Source organism: Mesobacillus jeotgali (genome assembly GCF_900166585.1).
Lineage (GTDB): Bacteria > Bacillota > Bacilli > Bacillales > Cytobacillaceae > Mesobacillus > Mesobacillus jeotgali_A.
The window spans coordinates 170,971-187,548 of record NZ_FVZC01000008.1 but is presented as its reverse complement, the minus strand read 5'-3'; the positions used below and the strand labels follow the sequence as shown (position 1 = coordinate 187,548).

The window sequence follows — 16,578 nt, the reverse complement described above, 5'->3', positions numbered from 1 at the left end:
TTAACTCCATTATATAATGAATGAGCATTCAGTCAACTTATTTCCATTCATTTCTGAAAATTGTTTACACTTCTCCTTTTAAAGGAACTTAACATATATGAAGCATTTTAGGCAAAAATAATATGAAATGCGAAAGCCTTGACCATGTCAGCAGGCATGGAGCTGAGCGTTACTAGAATTTCTTATTATTTTTTAAGGGAGCCGAAATGCTATGGAAATTGGTTGGATGATATTTTTGATAATAGCCGTGATTGTCCTTTGGGTAATCATTGACTTCCTGCTTGGCAGGAAACAGCATCTTGCAAAAGCAAAAAAAATTGTCTTTCCCGACAGATATAGCGACATGCAAATTTTTGCAAAAGGCCCAGAATTATTTGATGATTTGTTTTCTGAAATCAAAAAAGCCCGCCAGCATATCCATATTTTATTTTACATTATCAAGGATGATAAAATTAGCCACGAGTTTGTATCACTATTAAAGGAAAAAGCCCGGGAAGGTGTCGAGGTAAGGCTGCTGGTGGATTGGGTAGGAAGCAGTTTAAAACGTAAGACAATCCAGTCCCTGAAGGATGCCGGGGTTAAGTTTGCTTATACCCATAAACCCAAGTTCCCTTTCCTTTTTTATTCATCCCAGGTCCGGAACCATCGCAAGATCACTGTCATTGATGGACATATCGGTTATCTAGGCGGTTTTAATATTGGCGATGAATACAATGACAAAAATCCAAAGCTTTCGCCATGGCGGGATTATCATTTGAAATTAACTGGTGAAGGAGCCGTTGACTTGCAGGAGGAATTTCTGCGTGACTGGCATTGTGCAAATAAGGTGAATCTCCTGCAAAACAAGGCATATTTCCCAGAGCTTTCAAAGGGGACAATCCGCCAGCAATTCGTCCCAACCGAGGGCGAGGCGCTGGAAGACTTAATTGCCACTCTAATAAGTGAGGCAAAGCAATCACTTATCATCGGAACGCCCTATTTCATCCCGAGCAAAAAGGTTTTTGACCATTTACAGGCTGCAATCCGCCGCGGTGTTTCAGTTACAATTCTTGTGCCATATAAATCAGATCACATACTGGTTAAAGAAGCTTCGTACAGATATTTACGGCCGCTTCTCAAGGATGGAGCTGATGTATATCAATATATGAAAGGGTTTTACCACGCTAAGGTAATGACGATCGATGACAATATCTGTGATATTGGCACAGCTAATTTTGATAAAAGAAGCATGTTTTTGAACTATGAATTGAATTGCTTAATATATGACCCTTCTTTCATAAAAGAGGTCAAGCATATCCTTACAGAAGATATGTTAAATTCGCATAAAGCTTCACTGTCTGATTTTAGCCGCGTAAATTGGTTTAGTTCCTTTAAAGAAACTGCGGCAAGGACGATTTCTTTTTTCCTTTAACTTAACCGGAGTCAGCTCAACCTCCTCCGGGTGAAGGAGGTTCTATATGATCATTAGGCTTGGATATGTTTCCACCGCCATCAGCCTGTGGGATGCATCTCCCTCCAAGGCACTTACTTTCGCTCGCTACGGGCAGCTGCAAAAAAATGAACGTCATGATAAATTGCTTTCTGTAACCTATCAAAACCTCATTAACACTGAAAGAATGATTCACTACAATATCGCTCATGATATTCCTTTATACCGGTTTTCCAGCTCGATCGCGCCGCTTGCCACCCACCCGGAGGTCAAATGGGATTATGTCACACCCTTCCGTGAAAAATGGCTGGAAATCGGGGCGCTGGTGAAAAAACATGGTTTGCGTACGAGCTTTCACCCTAACCAATATACCTTGTTTACTTCCCCCAGGGAGGAAGTAACGGCCAATGCCATCATCGATATGGAATATCACTATGGAATGCTCGCAGCAATGGGACTGGAAAACAACGCGCTGATCAACATCCATATCGGCGGAGCGTACGGAAACAAAGAAGAGACGATTTTACGTTTCCATGAAAACTTCGCAAAGCTGCCCGCCCATATCAAGAAAATCACCACATTGGAAAATGATGATAAAACCTATAATTCCAAAGAAACTCTTAGCACATGTATAAAAGAGGATGTACCCTTCATGTTCGATTATCATCATCACATGGCAAACCTTTGTGAAGAGCCTCTGGAAAAACTGCTTCCAGACGGCTTCGCCACCTGGGAATCAATCGGAATGAAGCCGAAAATCCATATCTCTTCGCCAAAATCAGAAAAAGCTTACCGGTCACATGCAGACTATGTTGACCCAGAATTCATCCTTCCCCTGATTGATATCCTGCGAAGCATCGGCCAGGATGTCGATTTCATGATCGAAGCGAAAGAGAAAGACAAAGCAGCACTGAAGCTTGTTGAGGATTTGGCTAAAATCCGCGGAGTCAAGCGGATTGGCGGAGCTGTGTTGGAATGGAAATAACAAAGATAGGCTGCTGGAGATCGATCCAGCAGCCTTTTCAATATAATTACTTGTCCGCAAGTTCCTAACCGGAATTTTTTTAAGGGCTAAATTAGTAAATCCCATATCTAAAACGACTTCCACTAAGAAACCCAGCCAAAACTTGGCTGGGTCTCATAAATTACATCTTTTCCGGAGCAGATACACCAATCAAAGCAAGTGCATTCTTCAAGGTAATCTGCGCTGTCTTGATTAAAGAAAGGCGGGCCTGGGTTCTTTCCTTGTTGTCCATATCCAGCACTTTTTCTGCATTGTAAAAGCTGTGGAATACGGATGCAAGTTCAAAGATATAGTTTGAGATTCGGTGCGGCATGCGCTTCTCGGCTGCTTCGGCAACTGCGAGAGGGAATTCTCCCAGCTTTTTCAGAAGGTCGATTTCCTTTTCCGCCCCGATCAATTTAAAGTCTGCCTCTTTGCTGACTGCGAAGCCCTGTTCCTCAGCTGACCGCAGGATACTGTTGATACGGGCATGTGCGTATTGGGCATAGAACACCGGATTTTCATTGGACTGTGATACAGCAAGGTCAAGGTCAAAGTCCATATGAGTGTCCGCGCTTCTCATCGCGAAGAAGTAACGTACTGCATCCAAACCAACTTCTTCAATCAGGTCGCGCATCGTAACAGCTTTCCCTGTACGCTTGCTCATCTTCATCTTCTCGCCATTTTTGTAAAGGTGGACGAGCTGGATGATTTCGACTTCAAGCGCGTCACGGTCGTAGCCAAGTGCCTGGATCGCCGCTTTCATCCTCGGGATGTAACCGTGGTGGTCCGCTCCCCAGATGTTGATCAGTTTCTCAAAGCCGCGCTCAAGCTTGTCCTTATGGTAAGCAATATCCGGCAGCAGATAGGTGTAAGAGCCATCCTGCTTGATCAGCACGCGGTCCTTGTCATCACCAAGCTCTGAAGAACGGAACCATGTTGCACCGTCCTCTTCGTAGATGTGTCCATTTTGACGAAGAGCCTCCAAAGCTATATCAATTTTCCCGTTTTCGTAAAGTGAAGTTTCAGAATACCATACATCGAATTTCACGCGAAAATTCTCAAGGTCCTGCTTCAGCTTCTCCATTTCATATTTCAGGCCGTAATCGCGGAAGGCATCAAAACGTTCCTGATCCGCCATCTTCACATACTTGTCGCCGAATTCCTCGGCAAGCTTCTTTCCGATTCCGATAATATCCTCACCATGGTAACCATCCTGCGGCATTTCTTTTTCCATGCCGAGAGCCTGGAAGTAGCGAGCCTCAACAGAAAGTGCCAGGTTGTTGATCTGATTGCCGGCGTCATTGATGTAATATTCACGTGATACATCATAGCCAGCCTTGGCGAGCACATTGCACAATGAATCGCCGACAGCCGCACCGCGCGCATGGCCGAGGTGAAGGTCGCCGGTTGGGTTTGCTGAAACGAACTCAACCTGAATTTTCTGTCCGTTGCCTACCTGGGATTCCCCATAGTTATCACCAGCTTCAAGGATTGCCGGAATCAAATCAGTCAAATAACTGTTATCCATGTAAAAATTGATAAAGCCCGGTCCGGCAATTTCAATTTTCTCGATGGATGCCTTGCTTTTATCAAAGTTCTCGATCAGCTGTTCAGCAATCTGGCGCGGAGCCTTCTTCGCCACTCGAGCTAGCTGCATCGCCATATTCGTTGAGTAGTCTCCATGTGCTTTTTCCTTGGGAGTTTCAAGGATTACAGCCGGAATCTGCGCTTCTTCTGCCAGATTTCCTTTGATGATCGCCTGCTTGATTTCTTCCTTCAGTTTCAATTGGACCTGTTCAACTATATTCATTTGCCTTCCTCCTTGTAATTGATCGTCAAATGGTATGTACCTGCACTCGAGCCCTGAATCGCCATTTCATAAAGCAAATCCACATGGCCCTCCTGCTTTTCCTCGTTAAAATTCAGATCAAGACGCTTTGTGAGCGCAGATGTCTCAAGGAGCCCGTATGGCGTCTTGTAATTGCCTGGAGTTTTTTTATTCAGCAGAAAATGAAGCCTCATCTTGATCGCACCGCTGCGAAGGATCAGCACCTCATCCCCTGATATTTTCACCGTCGTATGAACGTCCCCTTCCTCCATCACTTCATCATACTGGAGGTACGAGCTGTTCGCCTTTTTATAGTATCGGCCAAAAGTGGTCAATTCAAAAGTATCCTTCTCTTTGCCACTATAAATAGCCGTCTTTACCGTCACCTTTACAGGAGTCTGTTCAGCGGGTCCAGTTGACACCGATAACACCTCCTTTTCAAACTCTATTATAACTTTATAAGTATAAATATTCTCCTTTGAAAGTGCAAGGTTAGCAGGGGAAATGAGAACCTTTCTCCTAAAATAAGGAATTGAATTCTGGATTAAAGGGCCCGGGAAACGGGTATTGATTATCAAGACCGATTAAGGAGGTGCTCACATGAGAATCGAAGTAAAATGCGAAGTAGAAAATTGTAAATACTGGGCAGAAGGCGATCAATGTGTGGCTGACTCTATCATGGTCGTTGCCGATAGAGGCCATCAGGCTGTAAATGAAAGAGAAACGATTTGTGATACGTTTGAAAAGGTATAAAAAAGTAAAAAACCGGCTGGCGATGTGCCAGCCGGTTTTTGCATGGCGGGTTATTCCGCGAAATTTCTACTCTATTCCGCGAAAACAGAATCGGATTCCGCGAAAAACCATCTTTATTCCGCGAATTTCTAAGATAATTCCGCGAACTGGAAAAAACGCACGATTTTTTCCAGAAAAAAGGAGAAGCACTCTCCCATTAGAAAAACAGCATTCCTGTCGAAATGATAATTCCACTCACGATCAGTGTGATGACACAATAACCCATGATATCCTTCGCCTTCAGGCCGGCAATTGCCAGTGCAGGCAAAGCCCAGAACGGCTGAATCATGTTGGTCCATGCATCACCCCAGGCAACGGCCATTGCTGTCTTAGGTATAGAGACACCCATGGTTTGAGCAGCTTCCAGCATGATCGGCGCCTGTACGGCCCACTGTCCTCCACCCGAAGGAACAAAAATATTAATTAATCCAGCGCTCCAAAAGGTGAATAATGGGAAAGTGAATTCATTCGAAATCGAAACGAAGCCTTCGGAGATAACTGCTGCAAGTCCCGATGTAGTCATCATCCCCATGATCCCCGCGTAAAAAGGAAATTGGATGATAATCCCGCTTGCACCTTTTACCGCATTCAACACAGCATCAAGAAATTGCTTAGGAGTGCCATGGAAGAGTATACCCAGGAATAAAAACAGGAAGTTAACGATATCAAGATTCAGTTTGAATCCATTATTAGCAAAATAATAGAATAAGAATACCAGTCCAAATAGTCCGATCAATAATGAAGCAACCCGGCTGTTTTCAAGCTTTTCTGCCGGAGTCATCACTCCCTGCTCAATTGCGGCTGCCTGAACATCATTTTCCAATAGCAGCGGGTCGACCACGATGGTTTCTTCCCTGGATGGCATCATCATCCTTGTAACGATAGGCAAAATAAGCAGAAGTGCAATCACGATAAACAGGTTAAAGCTTGAAAAAATAGTCTGGTCAGTCGGGATAACTCCAATCATCTTTTCAGTAAAATGACCTTCTGTGGCGATTGTAAGCGGTATTGAACCGGAAATTCCGCCATGCCAGACAACAAAACCGGAGTAAGCGCTTGCAATCAGGAGTCTATAATCGACGTTTTCCACTTTTTTCGCTAATTCCTTGGCGAACAGTGCCCCAATTACCAGGCCGAAACCCCAGTTGATTAAGCTTGCGATCATTGAAACAAGTGTCACAAAAATAATTGCCTGGCCAGGTGACTTGGCAAGGGAGGCAAGGGAGCCTAGTCCCTTTTTAAAAACCGGGCTGCTTGCAAGAACGTGTCCCGTCACCAGAACAAGAACCATTTGCATGGTGAAAACCAATAGCCCCCAGAATCCATTTCCCCAATGCTGGACCATTTGATACGGTCCGTTGTCAGTAAAGATAAGGCCCAATCCAAATACAACAAAAGTTAAGATAATGACAAAAAGAAACGGATCAGGCAAATACCGCTGCATAAGGCGGTTAAAAAAAGAAACCAACATTTTCATCCTTTTTACCTCCTTTTTAGTAGTTACTCTTATAACTAACTTCTATACAATTCAGAATATTCCTTCCTAATATTAAATATTAGTATCAGGTTTATAAAAATTCATAAAAAAAGGCTCCCAAAAAGGGAGCATTAATCATATGATTACTTCACAAATCCCAGCATCATCTCACGGATGATTTTGCTTGCTGTGTTTGCAGTCATTTCTGATGTATCGTAGATTGGAGCTACTTCAACCAAGTCGGCCCCTACTACATTGACACCAGAGTTGGCAATGGCATGGATGGATGCTAATAATTCCTTGGAAGTGATTCCGCCAGCGTCGACTGTTCCTGTTCCTGGGGCATGCGCCGGGTCAAGAACATCAATATCAATCGTCACATAAACCGGACGTCCGGCAAGCGAAGGCAAAACTTCCTTCAGGGGCTCAAAAACCTCGAACTTGGAAATATGCATGCCCACTTCCTTTGCCCATTCGAATTCTTCCTTCATGCCGGAACGGATGCCGAATGAATAAACATTCTTTGGTCCAATATGCTCGGCAATCTTGCGAATTGGCGTTGAGTGGGACAATGGCTCGCCTTCATAGTGTTCGCGCAAATCTGTATGCGCATCAAAGTGGATGATGGCAAGGTCTTCATACTTTTTCGCAAATGCCTTCATGACCGGCCATGAAACAAGATGCTCTCCGCCCATTCCAAGCGGGAATTTATCTTCAGCTAAAAGCTTATCCACGTACTCCTCAATCAAATCAAGACTCTTCTGAGCATTCCCGAAAGGAAGCGGGATGTCTCCTGCATCGAAATAGTTAAGGTCTGCCATTTCGCGGTCAAGATATGGGCTGTATTCTTCAAGGCCGATCGATACCTCACGGATACGGGTCGGGCCAAAGCGTGAACCAGGACGGTAGCTGACAGTCCAATCCATCGGCATTCCGTAAAGGACCGCCTTGCTTTCATTATAGTTTGAATGGCTGCCGATAAAAACATTGCCAGAGTAGGCTTCATCAAAACGCATTCCAAGCACCTCTTTCATCTATTTTTCACATGAAAATGGCCCCCGGATTACCGGGAAGCCGCAAAATATTGTGCTGAATCCAGATTACTTTACAAGATCTCCAACGAACTTAGGCAAAACGAAAGCTGCTTTGTGAAGTTCTTTCGTGTAGTACTTTGTTTCGATATCGTGGAAGCGATCCTCGCTCACTTCAAGCGGATCATGCTTCTTTGAACCAAGTGTGAACGCCCACATTCCGCTTGGGTATGTTGGGATATTCGCAATATAAAGGCGTGTGATTGGGAAGATCTCCTTAACATCCTTCTGGACATTGCGGATTAGGTCAGCCTTGAACCATGGGTTGTCAGACTGGGCAACGAAAATTCCATCTTCCTTCAACGCCTTGGAAATTCCAGCGTAAAAACCTTTTGTGAACAGATTCACTGCAGGTCCTACTGGTTCTGTTGAGTCAACCATGATGACATCATACTGATTTTCACTTTCCGCGATGTGCATGAAGCCGTCGCCAACCTGGACATCAACACGCGGATCGTCCAGCTTTCCTGCGATTTCCGGCAGGTATTTCTTAGAGTACTCGATGACCTTTCCATCGATATCAACAAGAGTCGCCTTTTTAACGCTTGGGTGCTTGAGGACTTCACGGATTACACCGCCATCGCCGCCTCCAACTACCAGCACCTGCTCAGGATTCGGGTGTGTGAACAATGGAATATGCGCAACCATCTCGTGGTAAACGAACTCATCTTTTACAGATGTCATGACCATGTCGTCAAGGAGAAGCATATTGCCCCACTCTTCTGTTTCGACCATATCAAGCTTCTGGAATTCTGTTTGTTCTGTATGTAACGTCTTGTTCACTTTCATTGTAATACCAAAGTTTTCTGTCTGCTTTTCTGTAAACCAAAGACCCATTAATATCCTTCCTTTCGGCAAAAAAATTTTCCGTCATGTTGCGGCTAATTTTTCATGGTGGGAGCCACTGACCAAATTTTATATGAACCAAGCATTGCGCTTACATTTATTTGTTATACTTCCCCAACATCACGAATACAAACATCAGAAAAAGTATAGTTGAATCTAGCAAAAATGCAAGTAAAATTTAAATAACTTTTATTCTATGTTTAAAATCACCTGTTTTTTTTCATACTGATACTATCTATCATTTTTAGGGGGAAGCAGTATGGAGCTGATGACCGACCAGCGGTTTCGCAAGACAATGAAATATTTGCGTGCTTTGATCTTTTTCGGGCTTGCCGGCCTTGCTTTGGTGACGCTCGTCTACTTTTCCTTGATTGGCTATGCGAAGCTCCAGGGTCCGCCGCCTCTTGCCGTACCGCAATCCACGCTGTTTTTTTCAGATGATGGGACGGTGATCGGCGAAAGCCATTCGGGACAGAAGCGTTATTGGGTACCACTTAAGGACGTTTCGCCCCATTTGATCAACGCCACTGTTTCCATTGAGGATAAAACCTTTTTTACCCATAACGGGTTCGACTATAAGCGTATTGCCGGTGCTGCACTTGCTGACGTAAAGGCAATGTCTAAGGTTCAGGGCGCAAGCACGATAACCCAGCAATATGCCCGTAATCTTTATCTTGAGCATGATAAGACATGGTCACGAAAGGTAACCGAGGCGCTTTATACCCTCCGCCTGGAAATGAATTATTCCAAGGACGATATCCTCGAAGGCTATCTGAATACGATTTATTACGGTCATGGCGCGTATGGCGTCCAGGCAGCAAGCCGTTATTATTTTGGCAAGGATGCAAAGGATTTATCCCTGGCGGAAGCTTCCATGCTTGCAGGGATTCCGAAAGGGCCAAGCATCTATTCGCCTTTTTCTTCGCTGGAAAAAGCAAAGCAGCGCCAGCGAACCATTTTAAAAACTATGAAATCCAATGGGTATATCACAGAACTTGCCGCGCAAAAAGCAAGTCTTGAAAAGCTCAAGCTTGTCGGCGAGCACCAGCATAACCGCATTGGCACTGCACCCTACTTCCAGGATGCTGTTCAAAATGCACTCAGGAATTCCCTGGATTTTGATGACCGGACGATTTCACTAGGCGGTTTAAGGGTTTATACCACACTCGACCTTGACCAGCAGGAAGTGGCCGAGAAATCGATTAGTAAAATGATTGCAAGCGATTCGGAGATTCAGGCTGGCATAGTTGCAATGAATCCGAAGAACGGCTATGTCAAGGCGCTGGTCGGCGGCAGGAATTATGAGGAGAGTCCATTTAACCGCGCCGTGCAGGCAGTCCGGCAGCCAGGCTCAACCATGAAGCCGATCCTGTATTACGCGGCTCTCGAAAATGGTTTTACGCCATCGACGACGATGAAGAGCCAGCTGACCACATTTCGGTTTGATGATGGACGCGCAGAATATACGCCGCATAATTTCAACAATAAGTACGCCGAAGAGGACATCACAATGGCACAGGCATTAGCGTTGTCGGATAACGTCTATGCTGTGAAAACCCACCTGTTCCTTGGTGAGGATACGCTGATCGATACTGCCAGGCGCTTTGGAATCAACACAGATATGGACAAAGTCCCATCGCTGGCTCTAGGGACATCGGGAGTCAGGATCATCGAAATGGCCAACGCCTACAGTATTTTAGCGAATGGCGGAAAAAAGGTGGAGCCGGTGCTGATCAAGAGGGTCGAAAACCATAAGGGCGAGGTCATTTACGAATATGAAGGTGAAAAGAAAGAAGTATTGAAGCCAGAACTCGCTTCGGTGATGACCCATATGCTGACAGGAATTTTTGATAAAAAATTGAATGGCTATTCGTCCGTAACAGGAAGCACGCTAATTAAGAAAATGACCCGGCCTTACGCAGCAAAGTCAGGGACAACAGAAACGGACAGCTGGATGATCGGTTACACCCCGCAGCTCGTTTCGGCAGTTTGGACAGGCTATGATAAAGGGAAACCAATTGAGCTGACAGTGGAAAAATCGTATGCGAAGAATATCTGGATGGACTTTATGGAGAAAGCACTGGATAATGAGCCTGCGAAAAAATTCAAGGCAGCCAAGGGAACGGTCGCTGTATATGTCGATCCTGCAAATGGTAAGCTTGCATCTGATGGCTGCCCCGTAAAAAGACTGACATTGTTCGCCGCAGGGACAGAGCCTGTTGAATACTGCTCCGACCACCTCGAACACGAGGAGCACAAAGAAGAGAAAAAAGAGAAAAAGCAAGATAAGAAGCCTTGGTATAAGCGATGGTTCGGGTCATAGACCCTACCCTATGAAAAGAAAAACCCCGGAAGCAAGCCTCCGGGTTTTTCTCGTCCTAGCATAAAATGTGTTTTACGCTGTTATAAGTTTACTTTTTTTATTGAAATTGAGCAAGCCAGATATTGTCACTCGCAATCAAATGTCACAAAATAGACATAACTTTAGGAGATTTATCCAGTCACTACTCTGCTGATAAATCTGTCTTCAGCTTCTCCTCAGAACGCTCCCACATTCCAGGATCGTGATTCTTTAGGAAGTCTGCCAGGATCTTTTTTGATTTGTCATCCATATGGTCGACGATGATATGGCGCTTGATCGACTTGTCGAGACGGTTCACATGTTCCGGAAGCGACTTATAGCCGCGGCGGATTTCACGGTTGACGGTCATTTCACAGGCTGTAACACCAGCATAATATGGGCCCTCTTCCTTCCTGTCAATCGTCACCCATACAACCCAGTATGGCTTTGCATCAGGTACTTCATTGCGGTCAGGCAGGAACTTGATTCCTTTCTCTACAGCACTGCGCGCGTGCATCGCGCCTACTTCAACAGCTGCCTCGCCTGCATCCACGTCAATGATGACCGGTGATACGTTATCAAGTGTCAGGACGCCTTTTCCAAAACCTTTATGGCCATCCATCGGGTCATTTTTAATGATATTGAATCCAATATTCTTGCCCTTTTTTTCTTCCATGTAAAATGAACCTCCTAGAAAAACAAATTGTATATTCCATCGGTCACAGCCGGAATCAAGTATTGAAAAATCGGCTGGATTGTATATTGGTCAAGGGGCGTGATCACCAGGATCAAGAAAATGATCGAGCCGTAAGCTTCGTACTGTGTCATTTTTGCCCTGATGCCAGCTGGCGCCAGGTCCTCGATGATTCGATAACCATCCAGAGGAGGAAACGGCAACAGATTAAAGACGAACAGCATCGCATTCAGTCCGATAAAAATATTGAGGAAATTCAGGAAGAATTCCGGAACTCCCTGGGCCAAACCAAGCGTGACAAATAGGTACCAGATTGCGATTGCCAGAAAAACAAGGATGAAGTTGCTGACTGGCCCTGCAACCGATACGAGCACACCGGCAAGCCTTGGATTTTTGAACATAAAACGGTTGACCGGCACCGGTCTTGCCCAGCCAAAACCAGCGATAAAAATCAAGATCGTCCCAAGCGGGTCAAGATGCTGAATCGGATTCAGCGTCAGCCGCCCCTGTCTCTGGGCAGTAGGGTCCCCAAACTTATACGCAACCCATGCGTGCGCAAACTCATGCACGGCAAACGCAATCATCAGCGCAACAACCACATAAGGAATTTCTTCCAGTGAATAGTAGAAAAACACAACCCAATCCCCTTTTGTCTTTTCTCTAAAGTATAACTCATTCCTCCATGAAAGTGAAAAAGTGAATCTTCACAGGACTTGCGAATTTTAACGAATTATGAAAAACTCAACTTAGATACTATCAACCATTTCAAGGAGGCAAAACAAATGCCATACGTAACAGTGAAAATGCTTGAAGGCCGCAGCGAAGATCAGAAGAAAGCACTCGTCGAAAAAGTAACCGACGCCGTAAGTGAAACAACAGGCGCGCCAAAAGAAAAAGTCGTCGTCTTCATCGAAGAAATGCCAAAGAACCACTACGCCGTAGCAGGCAAGCGTTTGAGTGACGAGTAGAATGGATTAAAAGCCCAGATGAATCTGGGCTTTTTTCTTTTATGTGACCGATTTTTCCTATTCATCACTATTCCGGGCACATATTTCCCTTTTATGTGACCGGTTTTTCTTCTCCTTCCCTACTCCGGGCACATATCTTTCTTTTATGTGACCGGCTTTCGTTCTCCTTCCCTATTCCGGGCACATATTTTCCTTTTATGTGACCGGTTTTCCTTCTCCAACCATATTCCGGGCACATATTTTCCTTTTATGTGACCGGTTTTCCTTCTTCCTCCCTATTCCGGGCACATATCTTTCTTTTATGTGACCGGTTTTCCTTCTCCTTCTCTACTCCGGGTACATATTTAACTATTTATAAAAAAAACGAGCACAAAACCCAAAAAGGGTTCCATGCTCGATTCATAATCCAAATATTAAACCAATTGCTTTGATTTTGTTTTCAAACTCGCAATGTAAGCGTAGGCTTCGCTGATTTCTTCATCCGTGTATTTCTGGCTCTTTTTAACGACCTGAATTTTTTCGCGCACTTCGGCTTCTGGCAAGTTATCAAAATACAAAACAGTTGAAACGAGTTCAAGGAATCTTGCATTTTGCTCGTTGATATCTGTCAGGCAGTCGCCCAGGCATGGCATTTCAATGCTGTTTTCACCAAGGAATTCCTGCCCTGATTCCGTCAGGGTATAGCGGTATTGATAGTAGCCGCCTTTTTTTTCCTTCACTTCTTCAAGAAATCCCATATTGCAAAGCTCTTCCACCCGCAATGTCAGTTCTTCCGAATATGGCCCATAGAAATGGAACTGGAATCTTTCCTGGAAGGGGAACTCCATCTTTTTCGCGATATAGATCATTTTCTGAAGCTTTTTCCTGCCGATGACTTCTCCAGAAACTGAAATGGCATGTATGATTTTTGCGTGGTCTTTTAACAAAACGCGTCAACTCCTATATCAAATGGTCCCATTGTCTGTGTTCAGCTCAAGAATTTGTGCAATCTGCGCGATTTCAGGGCGCTCTTTTTCTTTTTCCAGGAAATCTGCAGGATAGTATAGTTTATGGTCAGTACGCCTTTTGCCCGAAATGGCATCAACGATTTCTGATTCTCGTGAAAGCTCACGGATTTCACCGTTTTTCTTGAGCAGATGGATTGGAAGGCGTTCTTCCTCCTCGCCAGGACGGTAAAAATCGTACGGAAGGTCTGATGAAGAATCGACTACCAGGTAATATTCAGGGTCAATCCCAGCCTGTTCAAATAAAACTGAGAGCTTTGCCAGCTTCTTATATTCCTTTGCCGGATCGAACTCCACATATTGAAATAGATTGCGATTGTTGAAACGGCGGCACAAATCGCTCAGGATTTGGTCCTCCTCCTCTTCCCATATCTGAAAATAATAAAGGAACACCGCTTCATCCAATTTTAAATAGTCTTTTAGCGTCAATCGATCCTCAAATATCGAGTAAAAGTGATGCGGTTTATGTTTAAAAATGTAGTTTTGCTTATGAAGGTGTTTGGCACGGTGCAGTATTTTCGTCAGGATGACTTCGGCACTCCTTGTCACTGGGTGGAAATAGACCTGCCAGTACATCTGGTAGCGGCTCATTATGTAGTCCTCGACAGCATGCATCCCGCTCTGCTTGATGACGACCTGGTCTTCTCGCGGGCGCATGACGCGCAAAATACGTTCCATATCAAAATGTCCGTAGCTGACTCCTGTAAAATAGGCATCCCTTTGCAGGTAATCCATCCGGTCAGCATCAATCTGGCTCGAAATCAGGCTGATGACCAGCTTATTTTCATACGTTTTTTCAATCACTTCGGCAACCTTTTTAGGAAAATCAGCCCCGACTTTTGAAAGTACCTCATTCACTTCGGTATCGCCAAGGATAATCTCCTTTGTGAAATCCTCATGGTCAAGATCGAACACTTTCTCAAATGAATGTGAGAACGGTCCATGGCCCAAATCATGAAGCAGTGCTGCACATAATGAAAGCAGGCGCTCCCCCTCATTCCATTCAGGACGGGAAGCAAACGCATTATCAACGATACGCCGTGTGATTTCATAGACTCCCAGCGAATGGTTGAAGCGGCTATGCTCTGCTCCGTGGAAGGTCAGATACGTTGTGCCAAGCTGCTTGATCCTTCTCAGGCGCTGGAACTCCTTTGTCCCGATCAAATCCCAGATCACCCGGTCACGGACATGGACATACCGGTGTACTGGATCTTTGAATACTTTTTCTTCAAGTAATTTTTCTTCCGAATACCCCATCGTTCTCCTTCTTCCTGATTAGCTTGTTTTTATTATAGCCTGTTTCATTCGTCAAATCATCTTGATTTTCTGCAAATTTTTACAAAAATTGCATATCTATTTCCACATCGCGTCTTTAACGGCTAAAAACATTTCCCCACTATCTACATTCCAATAATCAGGCCTGGATAAACTAGTTTGCCAGTTTGCTTTGGAAAAAAAATCACCTCTAAACATTTGTTTAAAGGTGATTTATAGAGGCTTAACCGGAAGCCATTATATAAATGATAGCCTGAAAATTACTTCAGTTTCTTCTGAACTTTTTCCATTAGCTCTTCTTCAGACAGCGCTGCGACTGGCCGGTTGTTGACGAACGCGAAGGTTTTCTTCCTGCCTGGTCCGCAATAGGACTGGCAGCCGATATCAACTGTCGCTTCAGGATCAAGCTGCTTTAGCTTCGGAATCAATGTTTTAAGGTTTACGGCCTGACAATCGTCGCAAACACGGAATTCGTTTGCCATTTAGGACAACCCTTTCTTTTAAAACTGTCCAGCTGCGCCGCCTGGCTCGCCTGATAATCGATTCTGCCGGCATAAACCCGTTTGCCGGCTTGTACCTTCAGGGGCTGTACAAGGCGCATGCGCTTTTCTTATAGACTAAAGCGTATTTTACCTCTTATTGAACATGAATGCAAGCTGTTGAACAGGTCCATTTGCTTATCTATCTATATGAAAAACACCTAATTCACGCGAAAAATCTACTATCCTTCGATTATACGATGTATAAGGTTTCCAATTTGAGGACATGATTGAAATATAAGTTTCAATAGTTAACCAAAGTTAAAGGGAGTTGAAGAAGAATGAAGACACGCCAGGACGCCTGGACAGAGGAAAATGATTTATTGCTTGCTGAAACCGTGCTCCGCCATGTCAGAGAAGGCAGCACACAATTGAATGCTTTTGAAGAGGTGGGCGACAAGCTCGACCGTACTTCAGCCGCATGCGGATTCCGCTGGAATGCTGTTGTTAGGCATAACTATGAAAAAGCTTTGCAGCTTGCCAAGAAGCAGCGGAAACAGAGACAGAGAATCCTAGGAAAAGATCAGGGCGGCAAGAAGAAACTGCTATACAGTCCACCAGTGCCAACACTGGATGAAAGTTTGACAGGTTCGCTTTCTATACCTGAACAGACAGATAGCCAGCCTACCTTTGACCTATCCGTTCTTGAGCAGGATGACAAACAGATTGACGCTGTTCTCATGGCGGAAATGCAAGAGTTAGTGAACAAGGAGAAAGAAAAGGATTACTCTGCGGAAACAGCAGCAGAAGTGGCCGAAATGCCTGTCCAGACGATGCAGACACGTGTATCCCAGACGACACCTGTTCGTCACACTGTACCGGCAACAGGCCTGACAATGGGACATGTAATTGCGTACCTGCAAAGCCTGAACGGCTCATCGCTGCAGGTTGACATTTATAAGAGCGAGAATGAAAGATTGAAGCGTGAAATCCATAGTTTAAGGAAACAGAACGATGAGCTGCAGGAAAAAATCAACAGACTTGAAGAAAATACGAATACCATGCAGGAAGATTATGAAACACTTATGAAAATCATGAATCGTGCCCGAAAGCTAGCTTTATTTGAAGAGGAAGAGCGTCCGGCAACCAAATTCAAGATGGACCGCAATGGCAATCTCGAAAAAGTAGCCGAGTAGAAATCTAGTTACTAAATAAATAGATAATAGTTGGTGAAGGAGACATTGGCAGCAACCCCCTCTTATGTTTTTTTAAAAAAGCCGGAAATCATTGATTTCCGGCTCAGGCTGTCGAGAAACTCTCGACAGCCTATATTTTTTATTAATAACTT

16 protein-coding genes are annotated in these 16,578 nt (G+C 44.5%); 6 read left to right on the top strand and 10 right to left on the bottom strand.

Annotated elements, in window-relative coordinates; all coding sequences use genetic code 11:
• The first annotated feature begins 211 nt into the window (after window positions 1-211).
• Both cls and uvsE read left to right on the top strand, forming a co-directional pair.
• Window positions 212-1,411 carry a cardiolipin synthase gene (gene cls, locus B5X77_RS06230; RefSeq protein ID WP_079506240.1) on the top strand — a complete coding sequence of 400 codons (1,200 nt, stop codon included), beginning with the start codon at window positions 212-214 and terminating at the stop codon, window positions 1,409-1,411.
• 46 nt (window positions 1,412-1,457) lie between these two features.
• Window positions 1,458-2,414 (top strand): UV DNA damage repair endonuclease UvsE, encoded by a 957-nt coding sequence (gene uvsE, locus B5X77_RS06225; protein ID WP_079506238.1) that lies wholly within the window; start codon window positions 1,458-1,460, stop codon window positions 2,412-2,414.
• Window positions 2,415-2,574: 160 nt separating this feature from the next.
• On the opposite strand, the gene argS is transcribed toward uvsE, so the two are convergent.
• A complete protein-coding gene (argS, locus tag B5X77_RS06220) occupies window positions 2,575-4,245 on the bottom strand; it encodes an arginine--tRNA ligase (RefSeq protein ID WP_079506236.1) in 1,671 nt (556 codons plus the stop codon).
• Window positions 4,242-4,685, bottom strand: a complete 444-nt coding sequence (locus B5X77_RS06215) for a YwiB family protein (RefSeq protein WP_079506234.1) — start codon at window positions 4,683-4,685, stop codon at window positions 4,242-4,244. Before B5X77_RS06215 ends, argS begins: the two co-directional genes overlap by 4 nt.
• Window positions 4,686-4,863: 178 nt before the next feature.
• On the opposite strand from B5X77_RS06215, the gene B5X77_RS06210 reads away from it, so the two are divergent.
• Entirely contained in the window at window positions 4,864-5,016 is a 153-nt protein-coding gene (locus B5X77_RS06210; protein ID WP_079506232.1) for a DUF1540 domain-containing protein, read from the top strand.
• A gap of 196 nt (window positions 5,017-5,212) precedes the next feature.
• Here the strand turns inward: B5X77_RS06210 and B5X77_RS06205 are convergent, their stop codons facing one another.
• From B5X77_RS06205 to speE, 3 genes are all read right to left on the bottom strand, one after another.
• A complete protein-coding gene (locus tag B5X77_RS06205; protein ID WP_079506230.1) occupies window positions 5,213-6,532 on the bottom strand; it encodes a short-chain fatty acid transporter in 1,320 nt (439 codons plus the stop codon).
• A gap of 143 nt (window positions 6,533-6,675) precedes the next feature.
• Window positions 6,676-7,548, bottom strand: a complete 873-nt coding sequence (gene speB, locus B5X77_RS06200) for an agmatinase (protein WP_079506228.1) — start codon at window positions 7,546-7,548, stop codon at window positions 6,676-6,678.
• An 84-nt stretch (window positions 7,549-7,632) separates the two neighbouring features.
• Window positions 7,633-8,460, bottom strand: coding sequence for a spermidine synthase (gene speE, locus B5X77_RS06195; RefSeq protein WP_079506226.1), 828 nt, complete (start codon window positions 8,458-8,460; stop codon window positions 7,633-7,635).
• Window positions 8,461-8,728: 268 nt separating this feature from the next.
• Between speE and B5X77_RS06190 the strand changes: the two genes are divergently transcribed.
• Complete coding sequence (locus B5X77_RS06190; RefSeq protein WP_079506224.1) at window positions 8,729-10,792, top strand: transglycosylase domain-containing protein; 2,064 nt, start codon at window positions 8,729-8,731, stop codon at window positions 10,790-10,792.
• A gap of 181 nt (window positions 10,793-10,973) precedes the next feature.
• On the opposite strand, the gene B5X77_RS06185 is transcribed toward B5X77_RS06190, so the two are convergent.
• Together B5X77_RS06185 and B5X77_RS06180 are read right to left on the bottom strand one after the other, a co-directional pair.
• On the bottom strand, window positions 10,974-11,486 hold the full coding sequence (locus tag B5X77_RS06185) for a YwhD family protein (RefSeq protein WP_079506222.1): 513 nt from the start codon (window positions 11,484-11,486) through the stop codon (window positions 10,974-10,976).
• A gap of 14 nt (window positions 11,487-11,500) precedes the next feature.
• A complete protein-coding gene (locus B5X77_RS06180; RefSeq protein ID WP_079507592.1) occupies window positions 11,501-12,088 on the bottom strand; it encodes a site-2 protease family protein in 588 nt (195 codons plus the stop codon).
• A gap of 171 nt (window positions 12,089-12,259) precedes the next feature.
• Between B5X77_RS06180 and B5X77_RS06175 the strand changes: the two genes are divergently transcribed.
• Window positions 12,260-12,472, top strand: a complete 213-nt coding sequence (locus B5X77_RS06175) for a 2-hydroxymuconate tautomerase (RefSeq protein ID WP_257391775.1) — start codon at window positions 12,260-12,262, stop codon at window positions 12,470-12,472.
• Window positions 12,473-12,885: 413 nt separating this feature from the next.
• Here the strand turns inward: B5X77_RS06175 and B5X77_RS06170 are convergent, their stop codons facing one another.
• The 3 genes from B5X77_RS06170 to B5X77_RS06160 form a co-directional block, all read right to left on the bottom strand.
• Entirely contained in the window at window positions 12,886-13,398 is a 513-nt protein-coding gene (locus B5X77_RS06170) for a YwgA family protein (protein ID WP_079506218.1), read from the bottom strand.
• A gap of 18 nt (window positions 13,399-13,416) precedes the next feature.
• Entirely contained in the window at window positions 13,417-14,733 is a 1,317-nt protein-coding gene (locus B5X77_RS06165) for an HD domain-containing protein (protein ID WP_079506216.1), read from the bottom strand.
• Window positions 14,734-15,011: 278 nt separating this feature from the next.
• Window positions 15,012-15,233, bottom strand: a complete 222-nt coding sequence (locus B5X77_RS06160) for a YuzB family protein (protein ID WP_079506214.1) — start codon at window positions 15,231-15,233, stop codon at window positions 15,012-15,014.
• Between the two features lie 338 nt (window positions 15,234-15,571).
• Here B5X77_RS06160 and B5X77_RS06155 point away from each other — a divergent pair, with 338 nt between their 5' ends.
• The gene (locus B5X77_RS06155) at window positions 15,572-16,426 is read left to right on the top strand and encodes an RsfA family transcriptional regulator (RefSeq protein WP_079506212.1); all 855 of its coding nucleotides are present in this window, start codon (window positions 15,572-15,574) and stop codon (window positions 16,424-16,426) included.
• Window positions 16,427-16,578 lie beyond the last annotated feature (152 nt).